Below are 23,392 nucleotides of genomic sequence, written 5' to 3' on the forward strand. Positions count from 1 at the left end.
TCACCGTGGTTCCTCTGGTACTGATGCGGGTGCGTGGCCCAGCGGGAGCAGCTCGATACGGCCGGCCACGACCCGGTTGCCGAACTGCCGTACGGCCACCTCCACAGACAGCCGCCCGTCCGCTCCCGGGGCGCCGACCTCCGTCTCGTAGGCGAGGTCGGCTTCGAACTCCGCGAAGTCGAGGAAGTCGGCCTCGCAGCCGGTGAGGAGGGCCGACGGGGCCCGCAGCGCCCCGGCCCGGCCGGCGGCGGCGACTGCGGCCTGCCGCATTCCCTCCACCATCAACGGGCCCGGGACGTGGTCGTACTCGTGGTCGAAGAAGGCGGGGTGCGTCCGGTCCGCCACCAGCAGATACCGGTCAGCCGTCGGCGCCGTACCGTCACCGGCGGCGCCGATCACCACGTTCCTCGGGTCGCCCCGGCCCACCGCGGCCGGTGGCAGCGGCGTGGACGGCGTCAGGCGGGCCGTGGCCAGCGGCTTGCGTGCACGCTGGTAGGAGCGGAAGACGTCGTAGTCGCCCTGGGACATGAACGCCAGCTGGGCGGTGAGGCTCAGCGCCGGGCGACCGCCGATCTCCATCGAGCCGGCGAGCCGCATGCCCACCACGTCGGCTCCCCGCCGCTCGCGGCCGGTGACGCGGTAGTGCAAGAACCCCTGGAGCGGCCGGTTCCCCTCGCGTGCGTACGCCTCCGGGTCCTCGACGTGCAGAGTGATGCGCTGGAGGCTGAAAGGGAGCTGGACGGGCACGCCGAGGTGCCGGTGCAGCATGACGAAGATGGCCTGCCGCGCCGCCTCCGCCGAGGCGAACGGGTCGTGATGGCCCCGGGGCGCGTCCGACCAGAGGCTGTGCGCGCGGGGGATCTGGAACGACAGGTAGTGGTCGTCCTCGGAGGTCTGCGCCGAGTCGGCGACGAAGACCTCGCCGATCTGGCTGCGGTGCGCCAGGGCACGCGGCACCGTCTGCTCGAAGCCCAGGCTGAGGTCCCAGGGCAGCAGGCCGCCCGTCCGGGCCGCGGATGTGGTCATCGGCTCAGCTCCGCTTCGGAAGAGTCGGGTTGTACGGGTTCGGGCTGTGCGGGTTCGGGCTGTACGGGATCGGTGGGGTGCGGGGGCTGTCCGGTGCTGTGGACCGGCCGGGCCATCGCGCGGCGGCGGCGCACTTCGGTGGCGGCCAGCGCGCCCAGTCCGGTGAGCGCGGTGAGGCGCCGGCCGGGCGGTGCGGGCCGTGCCAGCAGCCCTCCGGTGGCGGCCAGCACCCGGGCGGGGGAGAGGACCCGCAGCACCGAGGCGCGGTGGCTGAGGAGATCGAGCACCTCGTCCGTCCTGCCCCGGGCGTGCAGCCGGGCGACGACCCGCGGGACGACGGCGGCGATCGGCCCGTCCATGCCCAGGTCGGCGGCGAGGCCGTAGTACTCGGCGTAGTGCCTGTCACGCCAGCGGCCGAACGCGGCGGTGGCGCGGTCGACTTCGGCGTCCGAGCCCTCCAGCGCCGCCGCGACGGCCGGGGCCAGCCGCTCCGCCTGGTGAAAGGCGTCGCCGATGCCCCGCCCGCCCGCCGGGTCCTTGAAGTGCCCGGAGTCGCCGAGCAGCACCCAGCCGGGGCCCGCGGCCTCGCGGAAGTACCCGTGGAAGCGCCGGATGCCGAAGATCCGGGTGGCGCGCCGCGCACCGGCCAGCGCCGCTGCGATGGGCTCGCAGCTCCTCGCGTGCGCCCGCACACCGCCCTCCAGATCCCGGTGGAAGGCGTCCCGCTCCTCGCGCCGGGGTGAGACGCCGACGATGTAGAGACCGTTGTCGGCGGGCCCGCCGAGCAGGTGCTGGTCACCCCAGCGGTGGAAGACGAACGTCGGCTCGGGGCCGGGGTCGGCGCCCTCGAAGTACGTCCAGTAGTAGCTGCGCCGCCCGGGCAGCACGTGATACCGGCGGGCCCCGCACCACGCGGCGACGGACGAGGCGCGACCGTCGGCGCCCACCACGAGGCGGGCCCTCAGCCGGTGTTCGCTCCCGCCGTGCGCCACCCGTACACCGGTGACCCGGCCGTCCTCCTCCAGCAGCCCCACGGCCTTGGCGCCCAGGCGTACCCGCGCCCCGGACGCGGCGGCCTCCTGGGCGAGCACCGGGTCCAGGACCTCCCGGCGCAGACAGGCGGCGCCGCCCCGGTCCCCGGGCCGCTGGGGGAAGGGCACCCGGCAGCGGAAGTCCTCAAGCCGCATGTCGACATGGCTCATGGTGCCGGCCCCCGCGGCACGCAGCCGCTCCAGTACGCCGAGCCGGTGCAGGAAGGCGAGCGCGTCGGCCTGGATGATGTTGGAGGAGAGGGTGAAGCGCGGCGCTGCGGCCTGGTCCAGTACAGCGACACGCAGCCCGCGCCGGGCGAGCAGCGTGCCGAGCGCGGCGCCGGCGACGCGGGCGCCGACGACAGCCACATCGACCGTCTCGTCCCCGCCGCTCACCGCGCGCTCCACCGGAGGGCCCCGGCGGCGGCGAAGTCGCCGGCGTGCGCGAACCCGGCCATCATGACGAGATCGCCGTCGCGCAGCCTGCCCGCGCGCGCCGCCCGGTCCAGGGTGATGGGCACGGCGGCGCCGTACAGGTTTCCCAAGTGGTCGAAGGTGTCGAGGTGGCGCTCGGGGGCCAGGCCGAGGGCCTCGCTCCAGTTCTTGAGGAAGATCCGGTTGGGCTGGTTGGTGACCAGGAGGTCGATGGCGGAGGGCGGCTCGCCCAGGTCCGCGCAGAGCTTCTGGACCAGTTCGGGCACCAGCGTGTTGCCCCGCTCCATGATCTCGGTCGTCTTGTCGGGGTGGAACCGGATGTCCATCTGGCCCGTGCCCGGCTCCCAGTACTTCCGTCCGTCGGGGGTCTCCAGGCCCAGATCGAGGGCGTGGGCGGGGATGTTGCGCGTGCGTACGCCGAGCACGGGGGAGCCGCCGTCGACCGTCAGATAGGCCACGCCGCAGCCGTCCCCGGGGTACGCGGCGTGCGCCTCCTTGCGCACCTCGGACTGGGCGAAGACCTGGCCTGCCGAGTTCTGCACATTGGCGACCAGCGCGGTACGGGCGGACCCGTCGGCCATGATCTTCTGGGCGAGCTTCAGCATGTACATGAATGAGGCGCAGCCGCCGTTGTGCAGGTCGACGATCCACTCCGGGCTGCAGCCGAGGGCGTGCGCTGCCCGCGCGCCGATACCGGTGAACAACTCGTCCGGCAGCAGCACATTGGTGATCAGCACATCGACACTGTCCGCCGGATCCCTGCCGAGGCGCTCGAAGAGGGGCCGGGCCGCCTCGGCGATCATGCCTGCGGCCTGCTCGTCCGGGGCGACATGGTGCCGCGCCGGCGGAACGCGGAACAGCGGGAGGTCCGCGAGCGGATCGGCGGCCTTGCCCTCGTCGCTCTCGTCGCGGAAGAACTCGGGCCCCACGGGCTCCCCGGGCAGATAACTGCCGAAGTCGACGATGCCGACTATGCCTGGCTGCATGTTGTTTCCTTTCGAAGCCACTCCTCGACGGTGCGCGCGGTCGTGTGCACGTCCTCGTCCAGGAGCGAGAAGTGATCGCCGGGGACCGGAACGCGGGTGGTGGAGGGGGTGCGCGCCCTCCAGTGCTGCCAGCTGCCGCTGCCGGGCGCGTCCGGCGCATTCCCAGCCGTCAGCAGCAGCGTCGGCGCGTGCAGGGCGTCGGCCGCCCACGTGTCGAAGAGCCCCAGATAGCCGCCCATGGCCAGCACGGTGTCGTCGTGGATGCCGAGCCGACCGAAGCCGGAGCCGGACCGGCCCTGGTCCAGATCCAGTACACGTCCCATGGCCCAGGCGAACACCTCGCTCTGCCGACCGGGTTCCGGCTCGTAGGTGTCGATGAGCACGACGCCCGCGACCCGGTGCCCGGCCCGCTCCAGCGCCGCGGCGGCCGCGTGCGCCAGCACCCCGCCGATGGAGTGGCCCACCAGCACAGCGGGCGCCTCCTGGGCGGTGCGTACCACGGAGTCGGCCAGCGCGGCGACCGCCGCCTCCCAGGTGGCGGGCAGCGGGTCCGGTTCCGTGCCGTCACCCCCGAACCCGGGCAGCGTGAGCGCCGCCATCCGTCTCCGCTGCCCGAACCCGCTCCCCAGCCGCGCGAACTGATGCGGCCCCGAACCCGCGAGAAAGGAGGGCACACAGATCACGGCAGGCGTGGCGGGCCCGTCCGAGACGAGCACCGGCGGGTGCGGTGAAGCGGGCCGGGTGCCGGGGGCCGAACGGGGCCGGTACCGCGCCGCGGTGCGCAGCAGGGGAAGGGCCTGCGCGAGTTCGCCGTGCGCGTGCGCGGCACGCAGCAGCTCGGTGTACGGGCCGCTGGACGGTGCGGGTACGGCGGCCGGCGCGCGGTCCTCTCCGGGGTTGCCTCCGAACCTCTCGGCGGTGTCCCCTTCGGAGCTTTCTCCGGAGCCCTCGGCTGTGGCCGCGGCCGTGGCCAGCAAGGGTTGGAGCCGGTCGGCGAGGGCGGCCGGGGTCGGGTGGTCGGCGAGCAGCGTGGCCGGAAGGTCCAGGCCGACCGCCGCCACCAGACGCTGCTGGAGGCGTACGGCGCCCAGCGAGTCGACTCCCTGCTCCATGAAGGTGCGGCCCTCGGCCACGTCCGCCGCGTCCTCGAAGCCGAGGATGTGCGCGGTCTGCGTACGCACCATGTGCAGGACGTCGGAGGCGGGTTGCGGGTCGGCCGGCCGGGCTGCGGGCCCCGGCTCCGATCCCGGAGCCGTCGCCGCCGTCGGCTCCGTGCGCGCCGGCCCGGTGGCGGCGCCCCCGGTCCCGACGCCGTCGACCCAGTAGCGGCGCGACTGGAAGGCGTACGTCGGCAACGACACCCGGCGCCGCACGGTCCGGGCGGCGGGCGCGTAGTACGCCGCGAGTGCGCCCTTGTCCGCACCGTGCGTGTGCAGCTCGGCGAGCGCGGCGAGCAGCGCCTCCGGCTCGCTCTCCTCGTCGCGGCCGGTGCGGCGCGCGCCCAGCGAGGCGCTCAGCACCGCGTCGGCCGGTGCCCTGAGACACTCACGGGCCATGCCGGTGAGCACACCCCCGGGACCCAGCTCCAGATACGCGGTGACACCCGCGCGCTCCAACCGGCGTACGCAGTCGTGGAACCGGACGCCCTGTTCCGCGTGGCGCGCCCAGTAGCCGGGCGCGGCGAGGGTGGCCGCCTCCGCCATGTCCCCGGTGACATTGGACAGGAGCGGCACGGTCGGCGGCCGGAAGTCCAGAGTGCGGGCCGCAGACGTCAGTTCACCGAGCACCGGGCGCATCAGCGGCGAGTGGAACGCGTGGCTGACCGTCAGCCGACGGGTACGCACACCGCGCTCCTGCCAGCCGCACTCCCGCTCCCAGTCGCCCAGCGCGTCGGCGGGACCGGACACCACAACCGAGCGTGGCCCGTTGACCGCCGCGACGGCAAGCCGGTCGTCCCAGCCGCGCAGCCGCTCCCGTACCTCTTCCTCGGCGGCGCGGACGGAGAGCATCGCGCCCCCTGCGGGCAGCCCCTGCATCAGCCGTCCGCGCGCGGCGACCAGCGCGGCGGCGTCCGGCAGTGACAGCACACCCGCCACGTGCGCGGCGGACAGCTCACCGACGGAGTGGCCCAGTACGAAGTCGGGCGTCAGCCCCCAGGACCCCACCAGCCGGGAGAGCGCCACCTCCAGCGCGAACAAGGCGGGCTGCGTCCAGCCCGTCCGGTGCAGCAGCTCCGCCTCCGGCGTGCCGTCCGCCGCGAACATCACCGGGCGCAGCGGACGGTCGAGGTGCCGGTCCAGCTCGGCGCAGACCTCCTCCAGCGTCTCCGCGAACACCGGGTGTGCTGCGGCGAGTTGACGCCCCATGCCGGGCCACTGGGAGCCCTGCCCGGAGAAGAGGAAGGCGAGTTTGCGGGGACGGGCAGCCACCCCCTGGACGGCTCGCGCGGGCAGCTCGCCGTGTGCGAGGGCGTTGAGGGCTGGGAGGAGGTGGTGGTGGTCGGTGGTGGTGAGGGCGGCGCGGTGGGGGTGGTGGGTGCGGGTGAGGGCGAGGGCGGCGGCGATGTGGGTGGGGTGGGGGTTGGGCTTGTTGGGGGGGGTGAGGTGGGTGTGGAGGCGGGCTGCTTGTGCGCGGAGTGCTTGGGGGGTCTTGGCCGAGAGCACCCAGCTGACGGGTGTGCCGCTGGGTTCTGCCGTGGTGCCGGCCTCCGCGGTGTCGGCATCGGGGGTGGCGGCCTCCGCCGGTGCCTCTTCGACGATGACGTGGGCGTTGGTGCCGCCCACTCCGAAGGAGGAGATTCCGGCGCGGCGTGGGTGTGCGGTGTCGCGGGGCCAGGGGAGGGGTTCGGTGAGGAGTTGGACGGTGCCGGGTGTCCAGTCGGCTTTCCGGGTGGGTTTGTCGATGTGGAGGGTGCGGGGGAGGGTTTCGTGGCGGAGTGCCTGCACCATTTTGATCAGTCCGCCCACGCCTGCCGCCGCCTGGGCGTGGCCCACGTTCGACTTGAGGGAGCCGAGCCGCAGCGGGTGGTCCGCCCCGCGCCCTTTGCCGTAAACGGCTGCCAGCGCGGCGATTTCGATCGGATCACCCAGCGTCGTGCCGGTGCCGTGTCCTTCGACGGCGTCGATGTCGGTGGGGGTGAGGTGTGCGTCTGCCAGTGCTTGGGTGAGGACGCGTTGTTGGGCGGGGCCGTTGGGGGCGGTGAGTCCGTTGCTGGCGCCGTCCTGGTTGATGGCGGTGCCGCGGATGAGGGCGAGGACGGGGTGTCCGTGGCGTTGGGCGTCGCTGAGGCGTTCGAGGGCGAGGACGCCGACGCCTTCGGCCCATCCGGTGCCGTCGGCGGCGTCCGCGTAGGAGCGGCACCGTCCGTCGGGGGAGAGCGCCCGCTGCCGGGAGAACTCCGTGAAGGTGCCCGGTGTGGACATCACGGTGACTCCCCCGGCCAGGGCCAGCGTGCATTCGCCGCGCCGCAGGGCCTGTACCGCCAGGTGTACGCCGACCAGGGACGACGAGCAGGCGGTGTCCACCGTCAGTGCCGGACCCTCGAAGCCGAAGAGATAGGCGATCCGGCCCGAGAGCACGCTCCCGGCCGAGCCGATACCCCAGTACCCCTCCAACTCCGCCGGACCCGACCTGGCGCGCTGCTGGTAGTCCTGCCCGGTGGTACCGATGTAAGTGCCGGTACGGGAGCCGCGCAGTTGTTCGGGGTCGATGCCGGCGTGTTCGAGGGCTTCCCACACCGTGTGCAGGAGGAGTCGCTGCTGGGGGTCCATGGCCAGTGCCTCGGTGCGGCCGATGCCGAAGAACTCGGCGTCGAAGCCGGCGGCGTCCTCCAGGAAGCCGCCCGCACGCGCGTACGAGGTGCCCGGCACGTCCGGGTCGTCGGCGAACAGCCGCTCCAGATCCCAGCCGCGGTCCTTGGGGAAGCCGGAGACCACATCCCGCCCGGAGGCCACCACCTCCCACAGACCCTCCGGGGAGACCACACCCCCCGGAAAACGACACCCCATACCCACCACAGCCACCGGCTCGTGAGCGCGCCGCTCCACCTCGCGCAGCTCCTCGCGCGCTTGTTGCAGCTGTGCGGTGACGCGCCGCAGATAGCGCAGCGCCTTCTCCTGGTCCGGCACTTCCCGGTCGTCCGACACCGTCAGCGCACCCCCAGGTCGTTGTCGATCAGGTCGTACAGCTCGTCGGCGGATGCCGTCTCGAGGGCAGGAGAGGCCGTGCCCTGGCCCTGCCCGGCTCCGGCTCCCGCGGCTCCGGCTCTCCCGGCGCCGCCGGATTCGCGTTCCTCGAGCTGCGTGAGCAGCGACCGCAGCCGGGCGCCGACCGCGCCCAGTTGGGCGTCCGGTACCGAGGGGAGCAGCCCGCCGAGCCGGTCCAGGCCCTCGTGGACCGCCGGGCTCGCACCACCCGGGTCGAGACCCGCGCCCTTCCCCGTCCGTCGCCCCGCGTCAGGCTCCCGGCGCTCCGCCAGACGTTCCTCCAGACGCTCATCCAGCAACGACCGCAGATGGCGTGCGAGGGCAGCGGCGGTGGGGTGGCCGAAGACCAGCGTGGACGGCAGGGTGAGTCCCGTTGCCGCGCTCAGCGCGTTGCGCAGCCGTACCGCGCCCAGCGAGTCGAGGCCCATTTCCTTGAAGGGGCGTTCCGTATCCAGTGCCCCGGCCTCGTCGTGCCCGAGCACCGCGGCGGTCCGGGCCGCCACCACGTCCAGCACCAGCGCGTCGCGCGTCGGGCCCGGGGGCGTCTCCGCCAGCTGCCGCAGCAGCGCGGCGCCACCGGACGCCGCCGCCGGTTCCGGCCGTGCCGCGGCGGGCACCAGGGCACTCAGAACGGCGGGCAGCGTGCCCTCCCGTGCCCGGGCGCGCAGGGCCGTGCGGTCCAGCTGGGCCGGGATCAGCAGCGCGTCGCCCGTGGCGCGCTCCGGGTCGAAGAGGCCGTCGAAGAGCCGCAGTCCCTCCTCGTCGGTCAGCGCGGCCAGGCCCGAGCGGGCCAGCTCCGCCACCTCGGCGGCGCCGAGGTGACTCGTCAGCTCGCCGGCGTCCGCCCACAGTCCCCAGGCGAGCGATACGGCGTGCAGCCCCTGGGCGCGCCGCCAGGCGGCGAAGCTGTCCAGGAAGGTGTTGGCCGCCGCGTAGTTGCCCTGGCCTGGCCCGCCGAGCGTGCCGGCCACGGAGGAGAACAGGACGAAGGCGCCGAGCCCCGCGTCCGCCGTCAACTGGTGCAGCCACAGTGCCGCGTCCACCTTGGGACGCAGGACACGCTCCAGCCGTTCGGGGGTGAGCGATTCGAGCAGTCCGTCGTCGAGGGCGCCCGCCGAGTGGATAACGGCGGTGAGCGGATGGTCGTCCTCCACGGTGGCCAGCAGGTGCGCCAGCTGCGTCCGGTCGGCCACATCGCAGGCGGCGACGGTCACCTCGGCGCCGAGGGCCGCCAGGTCGCTCTCCAGCTCTGCCGCTCCTTCGGCGGCGCGGCCCCGTCGGCTGACGAGCAGCAGCCGCCGGGCTCCGTGCTCGGCCACCAGCTGCCGGGCCACCTGGGCCCCGAGGCCGCTGGTGCCGCCGGTGATCAGCACGGTGCCGTCCGGGTCGAGGGCGAGCGCCCCGTCGGCGCCGCCCCTGGCGCGCACCACACGCGGTGCATACGGCACCCCGTTCCGGAAGGCGAGCTGGGGCTCGCCCGTGGCCAGTGCGTCCCGCACCAGCCGGGCCGCCGGCAGTCCACCGGCCCGCCCGTCCGTGTCCGTACCGGTGTCCGTGCGGGTGTCCGCGACGTCTGTGTCCGTGTCCACGAGCAGGAACCGCCCGGGATGTTCGGACTGCGCCGTGCGCACCAGCCCCCACAGCGGGGCGAGTTCCGGAACGACGAGCGCGTCGTCGCCGGTGGCCACGGCATGCCGGGTGACGAACATCAGCCGGGAGTCGGCGTACCGCTCGTCCGCCAGCAGGCCGCGCACCAACTCCAGCGTCCGCCGGGCCATGGCGTGTACGGCCTGCGGCGTCGGTGCCCCGGACGGCGCCGGTCCGGGCTCCGGGGCGACGACGTCCGGCCCGGGCACCGGGATGACGACGACGTCCGGCGCGGGCCTCTCTGACGCGGGGGCGGTGCCGGAGAACGCCTCCAGCACCTCCCAGCGCGGCCCGTCACCCTCGCCGCCCTCGCCGCTCGGCGGCTGCACCGGCACCGGAGACCAGTCGAGCCGGAACAGCGCGTCCGCCGCGGGCCGGGCCGACGCGAGCCGCGCCGGCGACACCGGGCGCGCCACCACTGCCTCGACCGAGAGCACGACAGCGCCGGTGTCGGCGTCGACCGCCGCCATCCGCACCGTCCCCGCGCTGTCCTCGGCTCCCTGCCCCTGCTGGGTCAGTACGACCCGGAGCCGGTTCGCACCCGGTTGCCCGGCCCGTACGCCCGACCAGGCGAACGGCAGCCATGCCCGGCCTTCTTCGCTTCCGGATCCGCTGTCCGCCAGCCGAGCGAGCTGTGCGTGGAACGCCGCGTCCAGCAGCGCGGGGTGCAGGTGGAATCCGGCGGCGCGTCGGCCCGGCCCGCTCTCGGACTCGCTGTCCGCGTGTCCGGTGGGCGGCACTTCGCCCTTGCCGCCGTCCGGGCCCGCGCTCTCGAAGTCGATCTCGGCGAAGAGCGTGTCGCCGCTCCGCCAGGCGGCGCGCAGCAGCCGGAAGGCCGGGCCGTAGCCGAAACCACGGGCCTCCAGTGCGTCGTAGTGGCCGTCGAGTTCGAGCGGTGCGGCGCCGGGCGGTGGCCAGGCGTCCAGGTCGCCGGGGTGCTCGGCGGAGCGGCCGGGGACGGGGGCCAGCTGCCCGGTGGCGTGCCGTACCCAGTCGTCGCCCGCGGTGTCGGTCCCGGCGGCCCGGGAGTGCACGCGGACCGTACGCCGCCCCTGCCCGTCCGCTGCTCCGAGCAGCAGTTGCAGCTCGGCGGCGCCCTCGTCCGGCAGCACGAGCGGCTCCTCGAGGGTCAGCTCCTCCACGGCGCCGCAGCCCACCCGGTCCGCGGCCCATACGGCCGCGTCGACGAACGCGGTGCCGGGCAGCAGCACGGTGCCGTACACGGCGTGGTCGTCCAGCCAGGGGTGGGTGTCGCGTGCGACGCTTCCGGTGAACAGCCGTCCGCCGTCCGCCAGTTCAGTCTCGGCGGTGAGCAGCGGATGCCCGGTGGCGCGGGTCCCGGTACCGGCCGGACCGACGGTGGGGCGCGGCGCCGCCCAGTGGCGCACGGCCTGGAACGGGTAGGTGGGCAGCTCGACGCGGCGCGCGGCGCCCACGTCGTGGACCGTCTCCCACGCGACGGGTACGCCGTGCACATGGGCCTCGGCGAGTGCGGCGACGAAGGACCGTACGTCGTCGTCGCGGCGCAGAGTGCCCAGCGCTGTCGCACCCGTGCCGGTGGTGCCCGCCTCGGCCGCCACCGCCTCGATCGTCTGCTCGAGCGCGACAGTGAGCACCGGATGCGGGCTGACCTCGACGAAAGTGGTGAACCCCGCGTCCAGCAGGCCGCGTACGGTCTCCTCGAAACGCACCGGCTGCCGCAGGTTGCGGTACCAGTAGTCGGCGTCCAGCCCCTCTGCGGCGTACTCGCCGGCGGTCACGGTGGAATGGAAGCGCACGTCGGCCGGCCGCGGTTCGATGGAGTCCAGCGCTTCGGCGAGGGGCTGCCGGATCCCGGCGACGTGCGGCGAGTGCGAGGCGTAGTCGACGGGGACGCGCCGGGCCCAGATACCGTCAGCCGCACACGCCTCGAGCAGCTCCTCCAGCACACCGGCGTCCCCGGAGACGACCGTCGAGGCCGGTCCGTTGACGGCCGCGACCGAAATCCGCCCGTCCCAGCGCTGGAGCAACTCATCCAGCTGTGCGGGCTCCGCCGTGACCGACGCCATTCCGCCCCTGCCGGCCATGCCGTCCGCGATCTGCCGACTGCGCAGCGCGACCACCCGGGCCGCGTCCGCGCGGGAGAGACCGCCGGCCACGTAGGCGGCGGCGATCTCGCCCTGCGAGTGGCCGACCACGGCATCCGGCTGGACGCCGTGCTCCCGCCAGAGCGCGGCGAGCGCGGCCATCACCGCGAAGAGCGCGGGCTGCACCACGTCCACCCGGTCCAGGGGCGGCGCACCGGGCACACCGTCCAGCACGTCCGCCAGCGAGCAGGACCAGTCGACGTACGGGGCGAGCGCATCCCCGCAGGCACGCAACTCCTCGGCGAACACCGGGTGTGCTGCGGCGAGTTGACGCCCCATGCCGGGCCACTGGGAGCCCTGCCCCGGAAAGACGAAGGCCACCTTCCCGGAACGCGCCCGGCCCTGGACTGTGACGGCGCCGTGCGTGCCGTGCGTCCCGTGCGTGCTGTCTGGCGGCTCGCCGTGTGCGAGGGCGTTGAGGGCTGGGAGGAGGTGGTGGTGGTCGGTGGTGGTGAGGGCGGCGCGGTGGGGGTGGTGGGTGCGGGTGAGTGCGAGGGCGGCGGCGATGTGGGTGGGGTGGGGGTTGGGCTTGTTGGGGTGGGTGAGGTGGGTGTGGAGGCGGGCTGCTTGTGCGCGGAGTGCTTGGGGGGTCTTGGCCGAGAGCACCCAGCTGACGGGCGCGGTGCCGGGTTCTGCCGTGGTGCCGGCGTCCGCGGTGTCGGCATCGGGGGTGGCGGCCTCCGCCGGTGCCTCTTCGACGATGACGTGGGCGTTGGTGCCGCCCACTCCGAAGGAGGAGATTCCGGCGCGGCGTGGATGTGCGGTGTCGCGGGGCCAGGGGAGGGGTTCGGTGAGGAGTTGGACGGTGCCGGGTGTCCAGTCGGCTTTCCGGGTGGGTTTGTCGATGTGGAGGGTGCGGGGGAGGGTTTCGTGGCGGAGTGCCTGCACCATTTTGATCAGTCCGCCCACGCCTGCCGCCGCCTGGGCGTGGCCCAGGTTCGACTTCAGCGACCCCAGCCGCAGCGGGTGGTCCGCCCCGCGCCCTTTGCCGTAAACGGCTGCCAGCGCGGCGATTTCGATCGGATCACCCAGCGTCGTACCCGTGCCGTGTCCTTCGACGGCGTCGATGTCGGTGGGGGTGAGGTGTGCGTCTGCCAGTGCTTGGGTGAGGACGCGTTGTTGGGCGGGGCCGTTGGGGGCGGTGAGTCCGTTGCTGGCGCCGTCCTGGTTGATGGCGGTGCCGCGGATGAGGGCGAGGACGGGGTGTCCGTGGCGTTGGGCGTCGCTGAGGCGTTCGAGGGCGAGGACGCCGACGCCTTCGGCCCATCCGGTGCCGTCGGCGGCGTCCGCGTAGGAGCGGCACCGTCCGTCGGGGGAGAGCGCCCGCTGCCGGGAGAACTCCGTGAAGGTGCCCGGTGTGGACATCACGGTGACACCCCCGGCCAGGGCCAGCGTGCATTCGCCGCGCCGGAGGGCCTGTACCGCCAGGTGTACGCCGACCAGGGAGGACGAGCAGGCGGTGTCCACCGTCAGTGCCGGACCCTCGAAGCCGAAGTGATAGGCGATCCGGCCCGAGAGCACGCTCCCGGCCGAGCCGATGCCCCAGTACCCCTCCAGCTCGGCCGGACCGGATCTGGCCACCTGTTCGTAGTCCTGGCCCGCACTGCCCACATAGACGCCGGTTGCCGACTTCCGCAGTTGTTCGGGGTCGATGCCGGCGTGTTCGAGGGCTTCCCACACCGTGTGCAGGAGGAGTCGCTGCTGGGGGTCCATGGCCAGTGCCTCGGTGCGGCCGATGCCGAAGAACTCGGCGTCGAAGCCGGCGGCGTCCTCCAGGAAGCCGCCCGCGCGTGCGTAGGAGGTGCCCGGCACGTCCGGGTCGTCGGCGAACAGCCGCTCCAGATCCCAGCCGCGGTCCTTGGGGAAGCCGGAGACCACATCCCGCCCGGAGGCCACCACCTCCCACAGACCCTCCGGGGAGACCACACCCCCCGGAAAACGACACCCCATACCCACCACAGCCACCGGGTCGTCGTCCTCGGTGGCTTCTTCACCTCCGGTGGCGGCGGTTGCCGCGGTCCCGGTTCCGGGGCGGCTGAACCCCAGCTCGGTCAGCAGCTGTTCGGCGACGGCGGCCGGGGTCGGATGGTCGAAGAGCAGGGTCAGTGGGAGCCGGCGGCCGGTGGCCTTGCTGAGCCTGCTGGTCAACTCGACGGCGGCCAGTGAGTTGTAGCCGTAGTCGCGGTAGGCGCCGTGCGGGTCGATGGTCTCCGGGTCCGTACCGAGCAGGCCCGCCGTCCGGTCGCGTACCAGAGCGAGGACGGCCGGGTAGCGCTCGTCCTCGGGCAGCCGGGCCAGTCGCTCGGCGAGCGTCTCCGTGGAATCGTTCTGCTCGGGGCTGGGCTCAGCCATGCTGTTCTCGTCCGCCTTCACGTCGTCCGCTTTCAGGTCGTCGCCCCCCGTTGGGCGGTGTTCAGCCGTCAAAGGACCGCGTCCGGCCTGCCATGGCCGGTCGGTCGTGTTCCGAATGCTTTTCCGAAGGCTCTTTCGGCGGTCGATCCGTCGGATGTCCCGAACGGTCCGCGCTGGGTGGCGCGTTGTGCCCCTGAAGTCCCGTCGCCTCGCGAGCCCTTCGTGTCGTCGCACGGTGGACGGACGCCGGTGTGGTCCGCACACCGCAGTTGTTCCGCGTGGGCGCCGCCTCCTGCTCCCACGCCCGTGCCGGCTCACCTCTGTGCCGACTCACCTCTGTGCCGGCGCCTCGGACGGTCAGCCGCTCATCCCCGCGCCGCCCGCCCGGCCTGTCACCTCTCCGCTGCCGCCCCGCCTCGCACGGCCTGGCCGCCGCCCCACCTCTGCTCTGCCTCGACGTCACCCGGAAACCGGGCTCCACCTGCCGTCGAGCTCCACCCCACCCCCGAGCTCCACCTGTCCCGGGCTCCACCTACCCCCGAGCCCGTGCCACCGCACCCTCCTCGCCCCGACCCCGCGGACTCGCGGGGTCGGGGAGCCCGCGGGCCCGCCGGCCCCGCGTCGCGCTACGCCTCGCCGCCCTGGGCACCGGCCTGCACGAACGAGCGGATGTGCTCGCTCAGCTGCTGGGGCTGGTCCTCGGGGATGAGGGTGAAGCTGTCGGCAATCTCCACGTGCTCACCTTTCGGCAGGAGTTCGGCCAGCCTGCGCCCGTGCTCGGGCGGCATGACCTTGTCTTCCGCGGCCCAGGCGACGAGCGCGGGGCGGTCGAAGCCGCGCAGCGCCTCCGCCCAGCCGAGCAGCTCCTGTTCGGGCGGCACCCCCAGGACGTACTTCCGCAGATCCCGTCGGATCTCCTTGGAGTTCCACAGAGGGCCGAACCAGTCGTCCATCACCTCGGGCGGTACGGGCCGTTTGCTCATCCAGCCCCAGGTCATCGGCAGTCGCCGCATCGGCTTGAGCCGCAGCAGGCCGAAGGCGAGGGCCAGCCCGCCCGGCAGCCGGGCCGAGGTGTGCAGATTGCTTCCGGGCAACCCCGGCGGGAAGTTGTCGAACGCCTCGCACGAGGTGATCACAAGGCGTCCGATGCGCTCGTCCCGGCCCTGGGCGACCAGCGCCTGCGCACCGCCCCAGTCGTTCATCACCAGGGTGACGTCCCGCAGGTCCAGGCTGTCCAGGAACTCGGCCACCAGCCGGGACACCGCGGGGATGGACAGATCTGCGTCCGGGTCCATGGGTTTCCGGTGCCCGCCCAGCGGCAGCGTGGGCACCACACAGCGGAAGTCGGGGCGCAGCGCGGAGACCACGTTCCGCCACAGCGACCCGTTCATGGCGACTCCGTGCAGCAGGACGACGACCGGCCCTTCGCCGCCTGTGTCCTCGTACTCGACCGGGCCGGCGGAGAGGCGCACTTCAAGAGTCATAGGCGTAAGGAAAGCATCTTCAGACGTATTCCGCCAGCAGAATGTGCTTGCTTTCAGGGCAATGCCCCAAAGGGCAATAGTCAGCCACGTGTGTCCGGGCGTAGTGTCCGGATCCCTGGGGTCCTGGGTGGTGTTCACCCGCCCGTTGTTTCTTCGGTTCGGCTGCTTCACCGGGCTTCCGGGCCGTCGTGCTTCTGTTCTGCGCTGATGCACTTCTGCGCATCCGGATTCCGGCATTCCGCGGCGTGCCGGAATCCGTGCGACGTGGCCGATTCCGTGCGGAGACCGGATCGCCGCTGCGGGGCTGACCGGCACTGTTCCCTCGCGACCGATACCTGTCGCGTCGCGGACGTTTTTCACCATTCCACGAATCAGGGGGGCTCCCGTGATCACTGTTGAAGAGATCTGTTCCCGTATCGCCAAGAAACTTGGCAGCAAGGCGGACTCGTACACGCTCGGCGCCGACACCGCCTTCGACTCGGTGGGCCTCTCCAGCCTCCAGATCGCGGACATCGTCTACTCGATCGAGGACGACCTGGAGATCGAGTTCGACGAAAGCAAGGCGGCGGGTGTCAAGACCGTCGGCGACCTGGTGCGGCTCGTCGAGGAGACCGAGCAGGGCAGCACCGCGGCGTGAGCACGGCATACCAGGGCGCGACCGCCGAAGCCATCAGGCACCACTACGACCTGTCCAACGCGTTCTTCGCCCTCTGGCTGGACGAGGACCTCACCTACACCTGCGCCCTGTGGGAAGAGGGAGACACGCTGGAGTCGGCTCAGCGCCGCAAGCTGGACTTCCTCGCCGAGGGTGCACGCGCCCCCGGAGCTGCGCGGGTGCTGGACGTCGGCTGCGGATGGGGCAGCATGCTGCGCCGCCTGGTGCACACGCACGGGGTGGCCCACGCGGTGGGGCTCACGCTCAGCGAAAGCCAGGCCGAGTGGCTCAGGGGCCGGCCCCTGGCGGGCACCGAGGTGCGGGTGGAGAACTGGCTCGACCACGAGCCGGAGGAGCGCTATGACGCCATCGTCTCCATCGGCGCCTTCGAGCACTTCGCCCGGACGGGCCTGGACCGTGCCGAGCGGGTGGCCGCCTACCGCGAGTTCTTCGAGCGGTGCCGTGCCTGGCTCCCCCGCGGGGGGCGGCTCGCCCTGCAGACGAACATCAAGGGCAACAACGTGCGGATGGACAAGCAGACCGTCCGCGACCTGATGTTCATCATCGAGACCATCTTCCCGGAGTCCGAGATCCCGGCACTGTCCGAGGTCGTGGAGGGCAGCGAGAAGCACTTCGATCTCGTCTCGCTGCGCAACGATCCCGACCACTACGCCCGTACCTGCCAGGAGTGGCTGCGCCGGCTGCGCGCCCGCCGTGCCGAAGCCGTGGAGTGCGCGGGTGAGGCCCACACCGCCGACTACGAGCGGTATCTGGCCGCGACCGTCGGCCACTTCACCAACCGGCATCTGGGCCTGTCGCGACTCGTCCTCGAGGCCGTGTGAGCGGCAGCCGTGTGCCCGGTTCGGGGCCCCGGGGCGGGAAAAGCCGCCCGGCGGGAGCCCGCCCAGCGGCCGGCAAGGAGCACCTGTGAACACCTACAAGCACGTCGTCTACTGGCACGACACGGAACCGGTGACACCGCACCCACCGCTGCGGGAATCGGCGGACTGCGATATCGCTGTCGTCGGCGGCGGTTTCACCGGACTGTGGGCCGCCTATTTCCTCAAGGAAGCCGAACCGGCACTCGATATCCGTGTCGTCGAGGCCCATCATTCCGGTTACGGCGCCTCGGGCAGGGCCGATGGATTCGTCACCCCTACCATCGGGAAGGACATCCGGGCACTGGTCGATGAATTCGGTCCTGAGCGCGCGCTGGAGGCGTCCCAGGCGGTGGGCCGTTCCATTCTGGAGATCGGGAGATTCGCCCGGAAGAATCGCGTCGACGCGGAATACGAGGCTACCGACTACCTCATGGTCGCCACCGACGCCGCACAGGTCAGGCGGCTGCGGCAGGACCGTGAACTTGCTGTGGGAATGGGTGCGCCGCAGCCGGAACTGCTGGACGGGACCGCGTCCCGGAATGTCATCGGCTCACCCGCGATCGTCGCGAGTATGCGTACCGGCGGCGCGCTGGTGAACCCGTTCAAACTCGCCCGGGGGCTCGCCCGCGTGGTCCGCGGCAAGGGCGTGACGATTTACGACCGGACGCCGTGTCTCCGGGTAGAGCCGGGCACCCGGCCCACCGTCGTCACCACCGGAGGCCGGTTGAAGGCCGACAAGGTGGTGCTGGCCACCAATGTCCATATGGATGCCTTTCCACCGTTCCGCCGCAAGGTCATACCGGTGTGGACCTACGCCATGGTGAGCGAACCGCTGACCGAGGCGCAGCTGGCCCGCGTCCCCTGGACGGGCCGCGAGGGGCTGGTCGAGGCCAAGTCGCTGCTGACCTGCTGCCGCTTCACGCACGACAACCGCGTCATGTTCGCCGGCGGACCCGCGCCGTACTACTTCGGGCGTGACAAGCGGCAGCGCAACATGAACCGCCCGGAGGTCTACCGCGCCATCCACCGGGAGTTCCTGCGGTTCTTTCCCATGTGGGACGACCTCACCTTCAGCTACGCCTACGGCGGCACCGCCGACGTCGTACGGGACTTCGCGCCGCACTTCGGCGTCCTCGGCGGAAACCTCCTCTACGGCTACGGCTACTGCGGCAACGGCATCGCCGCCACCCACACGGGGGGCAAGGTACTGCGCGATCTGGCGCTGGGGAAGGACACGGACTACTCGCGGCTGCTGTTCGTGGACAACGCACGCCGCCGACCGCTCGCCTCGTTCCCGCCCGAACCGCTGCTGTGGGCCGGTGCCCGCACGGTGACGCGGCTGCTGGACTGGAAGGAGTCCCGAGCATGAGCGGCGCCGCCCCGCGCAGCAGGCCTGCCACCGTCCTCCTCACCGGGGCCTCCGGGGTGGTCGGCCGCTCCTTCCTGCGAGAGGTGCACGCGCGGGGCGACGGGCGACGGGTGCTGGCCGCCGCACACAGCGCCCCGGTGCCGGAGGCCGCCGCCGGGACGGTACTGCGCTGCGATCTGACGGCCGAGCGGTTCGGCCTGGACGAGGACAGCTACGCCGCGCTCGCCGCCGAGGTGGAGGTCGTCGTCCACTCGGCGGGCCTCACCGAGTGGGGCCTGCCGGCCGAGCGCTACCTGCCCCTCAATGTGGCAGGCACCCGCCGGGTGGCCGAGTTCGCCGAACGCGCGGGCGCCACCGTCCACTTCATGAGCACGGCCTTCGTCGCCGCGCTCGGTGACCGGGCGCCGGAGCCGCTGAGCGAGCGGAACGTATGCCGTGCCTACATCCGCTCCAAGGCCGAGGCCGAGCGCGTCCTGCGGGACAGCGGGGTGCCGCACACGGTCTTCCGGCCCACCAACCTGATCGGCGAGGCCGCGACCGGCTGGACGTCCCAGGGCCAGATCGTCCAGCTGATGTCCGACTTCATCGGCCGGGGCAGGGCGCCGTTCGTACCCGTGCACCCGGGCATCCGGATGGACTTCGTCGCGCAGGACCTGCTGTCCAAGGCAGTGCTGCGGGCAATCGAACTCGGCGACGATGCCGGAGAGTTCTGGGTGACCTACGGGCCCGAGGCCATGGACATCGGCACCTGTCTCGAGCTGCTGGTCGAACACGCGGCCGCGAGCGGCAGAACGCTGACCCCTCCCGAGCCGGCCGACGCGCGCCATATCGGCCCGGACGACCTGGCGCGCACCCCCGCGCGCACCCGCTCCTACCTGTCCGTGCTGCGTGACGTCAGCGAGGTGACCTGGTGCAGCGGCGGTGTGCTGCCCACCTCGATGCCCGAACTGCGCGAACGGTACGGCGTTCCGTACGTCGAGGACACGGCCGCCTACCTGACCAGCCTGGAGTACGCCGCAGCGCACCTGGCTTAGGGCGCCGGACCGCAGGGCGCCGGATCTCAGGGCGCCGGAGCTGACGAGACGGAAGGACACACAGTGGTGAACGCGAACGAGGGCTGGAGAGCGCCCGAACTCGGCGGGACCGTGGCGGTGGTGACAGGTGCCAGCCGGGGCGTGGGGCGTGGCATCGCCCTGGCGCTGGGCGACGCCGGCGCGACGGTCTATGTCACGGGCCGCAGCACCCGGGACGGGGCCCGCACCGAGGATCTCCCCGGCACCGTGGACGACACCGCCGACGAGGTCACAGCGCGCGGCGGCACGGGTATCGCGGTGCCCTGCGACCACGCCGACGGCGATGCCAACGAGGCGCTGGCCGAGCGGGTACGCGAGGGGCACGGAAAGCTCGATGTGCTGGTCAACAACGCCTGGGGAGGGTACGAACGCTCCGCCGAGGTCCGCTTCGACGCACCGTTCTGGGACCAGCCCATGTGGCGCTACGACCTGTTCAGCACGTCACTGCGCGCCCAGTACGACGTCACCCGCCGCCTGGTGCCGCTGATGCTTCCGCAGGGGAAGGGCCTGGTCGCCGGCATCAGCTTCTCGGACGGCGACACCTACCTGGGGCAGGTCGGCTACGACGTCTTCAAGTCGGCCGCCGACCGCATGTGCCGCGGGTTCGCCGCCGATCTGCGCAAGCGGGGGATCGCGGCGGTCTCGCTGCACCCCGGCTTCGTCCGCACCGAGCGGGTGCAGGCCGCGTGGGAGGCGATGGGCGACGGCCCGGCCTCGGTGGTGCACTCGCCCGAGTACGTGGGCCGGGCCCTTGCCCTGCTGCTCGCCGATCCGCGGCTGATGGAGCGCTCGGGGCAGGTACTCGCCGCAGGCGATCTGGCGGAGGAGTACGGCTTCGACGATGTGGACGGCCGGCGCCCGCCCGCCTTCCGGCTGGAGGGCCGGATGAGCCTGGCGACCCGGATGCACCGGCTGAACAAGGCCGTCAGCGGCGCGGGTGCGTAGCGGCCGGCCAGCACGGGAGAGGACGGACGGCATGGAGACCGTGACCGGTGCGGACGGCGTGGCCGGTGACGGCGGTATGTCCGCGGCGCCCGCACCCTCAGCCCAGCCGCAGCGGCGCCGCCCGCACGGTCGGCGGACCCGGCCGCGCCGTACGCAGGGCGACGGCCGCGCGGTACCCCGCCGGAACCGGCACCTCGGCCAGCCCCCAGCCCCCGGGCCCGGTATGCGCGGACCCGGTACCGTCCTCGGGCCGCCCCGGGCGGTCGGCGTCCCGTACGGCGAGTCCGACGTAGTGCCGTCGGGTGCCCGCGGCAAGGCCGGTGCCGAGGCCCTTGAAGTACGCCTCCTTGCGCACCCAGCAGCCGAGCAGCGCCCGCGCGCGCCGCTCGGCGGGCAGCGCGGCCAGTTCGGCGCGCTCCTGCGGGTGCAGCCGACGGGCGCGCCGTTCCACGCCGTCCCGGGCGATTTCCTCGGCCTCGACATCGACGCCGACGGCGGCGCCGGCCAGTGCGTAGAGCACCACATCGCCCGCGTGCGACATCGAGAACTCCAGCCCCGTCGCGCCTGCGACGGCGGGGCGGCCGTGCGGCCGGCCGCACCCCGGCACACCGCACGGCTCGCGGGTGAGGGTCACGTCCTGAGGCCGGACGCCCAGACGGGCGCCGAGCAGCGTCCGCAGCCCGATGTGCGAGACGCGGAAGCGCTCCCGGGCCGCCGGGTCCTGGAACCCGGCGGCCCGGCGCCGCTCTTCCTCGTCCAGGATGCGGGAGTCGGCGGCTGCCGTGGAGCTGCCGATCCGCAGCAGCCGTACGACGACCTCACCGGGCGGAGGGAGGTCGGCGATGCGCGGCAAGCCGCTAGGCGAGGGACGTCATGCCGTTGACGCCCTCGGTGGGACGCGGCCCTCCCTGCGGCCGGACGTCACCCGCACACTCCCGCGCCAGGATGACGGCCTCGATACGGGACCTGAGCCCCAACTTGCGGGTGATACTCGTCAGATGCGCCTTCACGGTGCGCTCCGCTATGCCCAGGCGACGTGCCAGGGCCCGGTTCCCCTCGCCGGCCGCCAGTACGCCGAGCACTTCGCGTTCGCGAGGCGTCAGCGCGTCCAGCGCCCTCGATCTGTCGTGGTCCACCGTCGTAATACCACTGCTGTCCCCGTTCACATGCTCCCCATTTCGTTGAGCTGTTCCAGCCGTACGAAGAGGCTCGACACCCGGCCGATCAGCGTGCGGCGAGAATGCACCCGCAAATCCCTCCGGGGCGACCCGGGAGAGACCCCCCGACCTGCCGGCCGTTTTGGACTGCGACCTTCATCGCAGTCGTCGAGCCTGGTGGTGCTCGTGGTACTCGATAACAGTAACTCGCTGCGGCGCAACCAGAGTTCCAGTTGTGCGAGTCCGTCCCGGATCCGGTGCAGCAGATGGCGGATTCACAGTTGAGAAATCCGCGAAACGGAAAATCAGCTCATTGCGACCGCCCGGCGGCGCAACCTTGGTGAGGTGACCCGATGTCGACCAGCCCGCTTCCGCCCAACCGTCCCTCCGCCCGTCCGTCCACACCCCCCGCCACCGCGTCCGGCATGCCCGCAGGGGCACGTATCGCGGCGGTCGCCGGGGTCCGGCCGGAGCGCGTGGTCGACAACGCCGAGCTGGGAGCCGGTCTCGGCGTCCCGCCCCCGTGGATCGAACGGCGCGTGGGCGTACGCGAAAGGCGCTTCGCCGGCCCGGGGGAGTCCGTCACCGCGATGGCCGCGGCGGCGGGGGGCAAGGCGCTCGCGGCGGCCGGACTCTCGCCCGACCAGGTCGACGTTCTGCTGCTGGCGACCTGCTCGATGCCCTCGCCCATGCCGAGCGGCGCCGCCTCCGTCGCCGCGCTGCTGGACGTTCCGCACACCGCCGCCTTCGACCTCAACGCGGCCTGTGCGGGCTTCTGCTACGCCCTGGCCACCGCCGACGGTCTGCTGCGCTCCGGTACCAGCAGGTGTGCGCTGGTCATCGGCGCCGAGCGGATGACCGACTGGGTGGACCCCTCGGATGTGGACACGGCCACCGTCTTCGCCGACGGGGCCGGCGCCGCCGTCGTCGTCCCGGCCGACACCCCCGGCGTCCATCCGGTGGTGTGGGGCGGCGACGGCGACCAGGCATCGCTCGTCACCATCCCCGACCGCTACAGCAGCGTGGCCATGCGGGGCCAGGCCGTCTACCGGTGGGTCGTCACAGAGCTGGCCGAAGTCGCCGAAGCCGCCTGCGCCCGCGCCGGAATCACCCCCTCCGAGCTGCGTGGTTTCGTACCGCACCAGGCGAACCTGCGGATGATCGAACGGCTGGCAGCCGCTCTCGGCGTCGACGAGGCCGCCGTCGCCCGCGACATCGTGGAGACGGGAAACACCTCGGCCGCCTCCGTCCCGCTGGCCCTCTCCCGACTGATCGACCTGGGCCGCCTCCGATCAGGTGACCCCGTCCTCCTGCTGGGCTTCGGCGCGGGCCTCAGTTACGCGGCCCAAGTCATCAACTGCCCCTGAGCAGGCGGCTTCCTGCGGAGCGCCTGCCGGACCGATCTGGGATCAGCCCTTCCGGGCAGCCCCTTCAGGCCACACCACCGTGACTCCGATCCCCTCATCCTGCGCCTGCCGCACGGTGCCCGCAGTGCCCCCGCCCTTCCCGGAAGGCGACTGCCCGTCCCACACCGCCACGAGCCGGTCCGCACGGCGCAGCAGCTCAGCGTTGGCCGCCTCGTACGCCGCTCGGTTCGCGGTCTCGTGCGGCATCACGATCTCCTCCGAGGCAGCCGCGCGGAGCCGGTCGAAGGTCGGCGCGTGCTCGGGCTTGACCTTGGCTTCCCGATAGTCCTGGGAGGGCAGCACGACGACGAGTCGGCCGCCGACCGCCAGGACGGCTTCCGCGAAGAGGCTGTCACTGCCCTTGGCGATGCAGGAGACACCGACGAGGTCGGTGGGCTCGTAGTCGGCGAGGACCTTGTCCAGCGCGTCCCGGACGAGCGGCACGGCCTCGTTCGTGAGGTCCATGTGTCCTGTCACCGCGAGAATGGTCATCGGGGTGTGCCCCTTCATCGGTCCGCCAGCAGTTCACGGAGGCGGTCGCGTACGTCACGGGCGGCACGCGCCTTGCTTTGCCCGACCGTATACGAGTACAGCTCGCCGAGTTGATCACCTCG

General features: G+C 72.7%; 15 protein-coding genes. 6 read left to right on the forward strand and 9 right to left on the reverse strand.

From position 1 onward, the window contains the following. The 6 genes from HC362_RS23520 to HC362_RS23545 form a co-directional block, all read right to left on the reverse strand. Positions 1-1,026, reverse strand: coding sequence for an AfsA-related hotdog domain-containing protein (locus tag HC362_RS23520; RefSeq protein ID WP_243085991.1), 1,026 nt, complete (start codon positions 1,024-1,026; stop codon positions 1-3). After that, positions 1,023-2,453: an NAD(P)/FAD-dependent oxidoreductase gene (locus tag HC362_RS23525; RefSeq protein WP_243085993.1), complete on the reverse strand. Its 1,431-nt coding sequence runs from the start codon at positions 2,451-2,453 to the stop codon at positions 1,023-1,025. The genes HC362_RS23520 and HC362_RS23525 overlap by 4 nt, the downstream gene beginning before the upstream one ends. Continuing rightward, positions 2,450-3,478 carry a 3-oxoacyl-[acyl-carrier-protein] synthase III C-terminal domain-containing protein gene (locus HC362_RS23530; RefSeq protein ID WP_243085994.1) on the reverse strand — a complete coding sequence of 343 codons (1,029 nt, stop codon included), beginning with the start codon at positions 3,476-3,478 and terminating at the stop codon, positions 2,450-2,452. The genes HC362_RS23525 and HC362_RS23530 overlap by 4 nt, the downstream gene beginning before the upstream one ends. Next, the gene (locus HC362_RS23535) at positions 3,463-7,623 is read right to left on the reverse strand and encodes a type I polyketide synthase (RefSeq protein WP_243085996.1); all 4,161 of its coding nucleotides are present in this window, start codon (positions 7,621-7,623) and stop codon (positions 3,463-3,465) included. The genes HC362_RS23530 and HC362_RS23535 overlap by 16 nt, the downstream gene beginning before the upstream one ends. Positions 7,624-7,625: 2 nt before the next feature. After that, positions 7,626-13,808, reverse strand: coding sequence for a type I polyketide synthase (locus HC362_RS23540; RefSeq protein ID WP_243085998.1), 6,183 nt, complete (start codon positions 13,806-13,808; stop codon positions 7,626-7,628). Positions 13,809-14,434: 626 nt separating this feature from the next. Continuing rightward, entirely contained in the window at positions 14,435-15,292 is an 858-nt protein-coding gene (locus tag HC362_RS23545) for an alpha/beta hydrolase (protein WP_243085999.1), read from the reverse strand. A gap of 385 nt (positions 15,293-15,677) precedes the next feature. Between HC362_RS23545 and HC362_RS23550 the strand changes: the two genes are divergently transcribed. From HC362_RS23550 to HC362_RS23570, 5 genes are all read left to right on the forward strand, one after another. Beyond that, positions 15,678-15,929 (forward strand): acyl carrier protein, encoded by a 252-nt coding sequence (locus tag HC362_RS23550; RefSeq protein WP_243086001.1) that lies wholly within the window; start codon positions 15,678-15,680, stop codon positions 15,927-15,929. After that, complete coding sequence (locus HC362_RS23555; RefSeq protein ID WP_243086002.1) at positions 15,926-16,789, forward strand: cyclopropane-fatty-acyl-phospholipid synthase family protein; 864 nt, start codon at positions 15,926-15,928, stop codon at positions 16,787-16,789. The genes HC362_RS23550 and HC362_RS23555 overlap by 4 nt, the downstream gene beginning before the upstream one ends. Positions 16,790-16,874: 85 nt before the next feature. After that, entirely contained in the window at positions 16,875-18,197 is a 1,323-nt protein-coding gene (locus HC362_RS23560; RefSeq protein ID WP_243086003.1) for an FAD-binding oxidoreductase, read from the forward strand. Further along, positions 18,194-19,231: an SDR family oxidoreductase gene (locus tag HC362_RS23565; protein WP_243086004.1), complete on the forward strand. Its 1,038-nt coding sequence runs from the start codon at positions 18,194-18,196 to the stop codon at positions 19,229-19,231. The genes HC362_RS23560 and HC362_RS23565 overlap by 4 nt, the downstream gene beginning before the upstream one ends. Before the next feature lie 66 nt (positions 19,232-19,297). Then, positions 19,298-20,215, forward strand: coding sequence for an SDR family NAD(P)-dependent oxidoreductase (locus HC362_RS23570; RefSeq protein WP_243086006.1), 918 nt, complete (start codon positions 19,298-19,300; stop codon positions 20,213-20,215). A gap of 97 nt (positions 20,216-20,312) precedes the next feature. Here the strand turns inward: HC362_RS23570 and HC362_RS23575 are convergent, their stop codons facing one another. Both HC362_RS23575 and HC362_RS23580 read right to left on the reverse strand, forming a co-directional pair. After that, entirely contained in the window at positions 20,313-21,068 is a 756-nt protein-coding gene (locus HC362_RS23575; RefSeq protein WP_243086008.1) for a 4'-phosphopantetheinyl transferase superfamily protein, read from the reverse strand. Between the two features lie 4 nt (positions 21,069-21,072). Further along, positions 21,073-21,381 carry a helix-turn-helix transcriptional regulator gene (locus HC362_RS23580; protein WP_243086010.1) on the reverse strand — a complete coding sequence of 103 codons (309 nt, stop codon included), beginning with the start codon at positions 21,379-21,381 and terminating at the stop codon, positions 21,073-21,075. A 416-nt stretch (positions 21,382-21,797) separates the two neighbouring features. On the opposite strand from HC362_RS23580, the gene HC362_RS23585 reads away from it, so the two are divergent. Then, complete coding sequence (locus HC362_RS23585) at positions 21,798-22,739, forward strand: beta-ketoacyl-ACP synthase 3 (RefSeq protein ID WP_243088777.1); 942 nt, start codon at positions 21,798-21,800, stop codon at positions 22,737-22,739. Positions 22,740-22,781: 42 nt separating this feature from the next. Here the strand turns inward: HC362_RS23585 and HC362_RS23590 are convergent, their stop codons facing one another. Next, complete coding sequence (locus HC362_RS23590; protein WP_243086011.1) at positions 22,782-23,270, reverse strand: hypothetical protein; 489 nt, start codon at positions 23,268-23,270, stop codon at positions 22,782-22,784. Positions 23,271-23,392: the final 122 nt, after the last annotated feature.

Origin of the sequence: Streptomyces sp. 891-h (genome assembly GCF_022760275.1) — a bacterium.
GTDB classification, from domain to species: domain Bacteria; phylum Actinomycetota; class Actinomycetes; order Streptomycetales; family Streptomycetaceae; genus Streptomyces; species Streptomyces spirodelae.

Bases quoted from the DNA above. Each gene is read 5' to 3' on its own strand.
- HC362_RS23520 (WP_243085991.1), bottom strand. From the start codon at position 1,026: ATGACCACATCCGCGGCCCGGACGGGCGGCCTGCTGCCCTGGGACCTC.
- HC362_RS23530 (WP_243085994.1), bottom strand. From the start codon at position 3,478: ATGCAGCCAGGCATAGTCGGCATCGTCGACTTCGGCAGTTATCTGCCC.
- HC362_RS23540 (WP_243085998.1), bottom strand. From the start codon at position 13,808: ATGGCTGAGCCCAGCCCCGAGCAGAACGATTCCACGGAGACGCTCGCC.
- HC362_RS23545 (WP_243085999.1), bottom strand. From the start codon at position 15,292: ATGACTCTTGAAGTGCGCCTCTCCGCCGGCCCGGTCGAGTACGAGGAC.
- HC362_RS23565 (WP_243086004.1), top strand. From the start codon at position 18,194: ATGAGCGGCGCCGCCCCGCGCAGCAGGCCTGCCACCGTCCTCCTCACC.
- HC362_RS23585 (WP_243088777.1), top strand. From the start codon at position 21,798: ATGCCCGCAGGGGCACGTATCGCGGCGGTCGCCGGGGTCCGGCCGGAG.
- HC362_RS23590 (WP_243086011.1), bottom strand. From the start codon at position 23,270: ATGACCATTCTCGCGGTGACAGGACACATGGACCTCACGAACGAGGCC.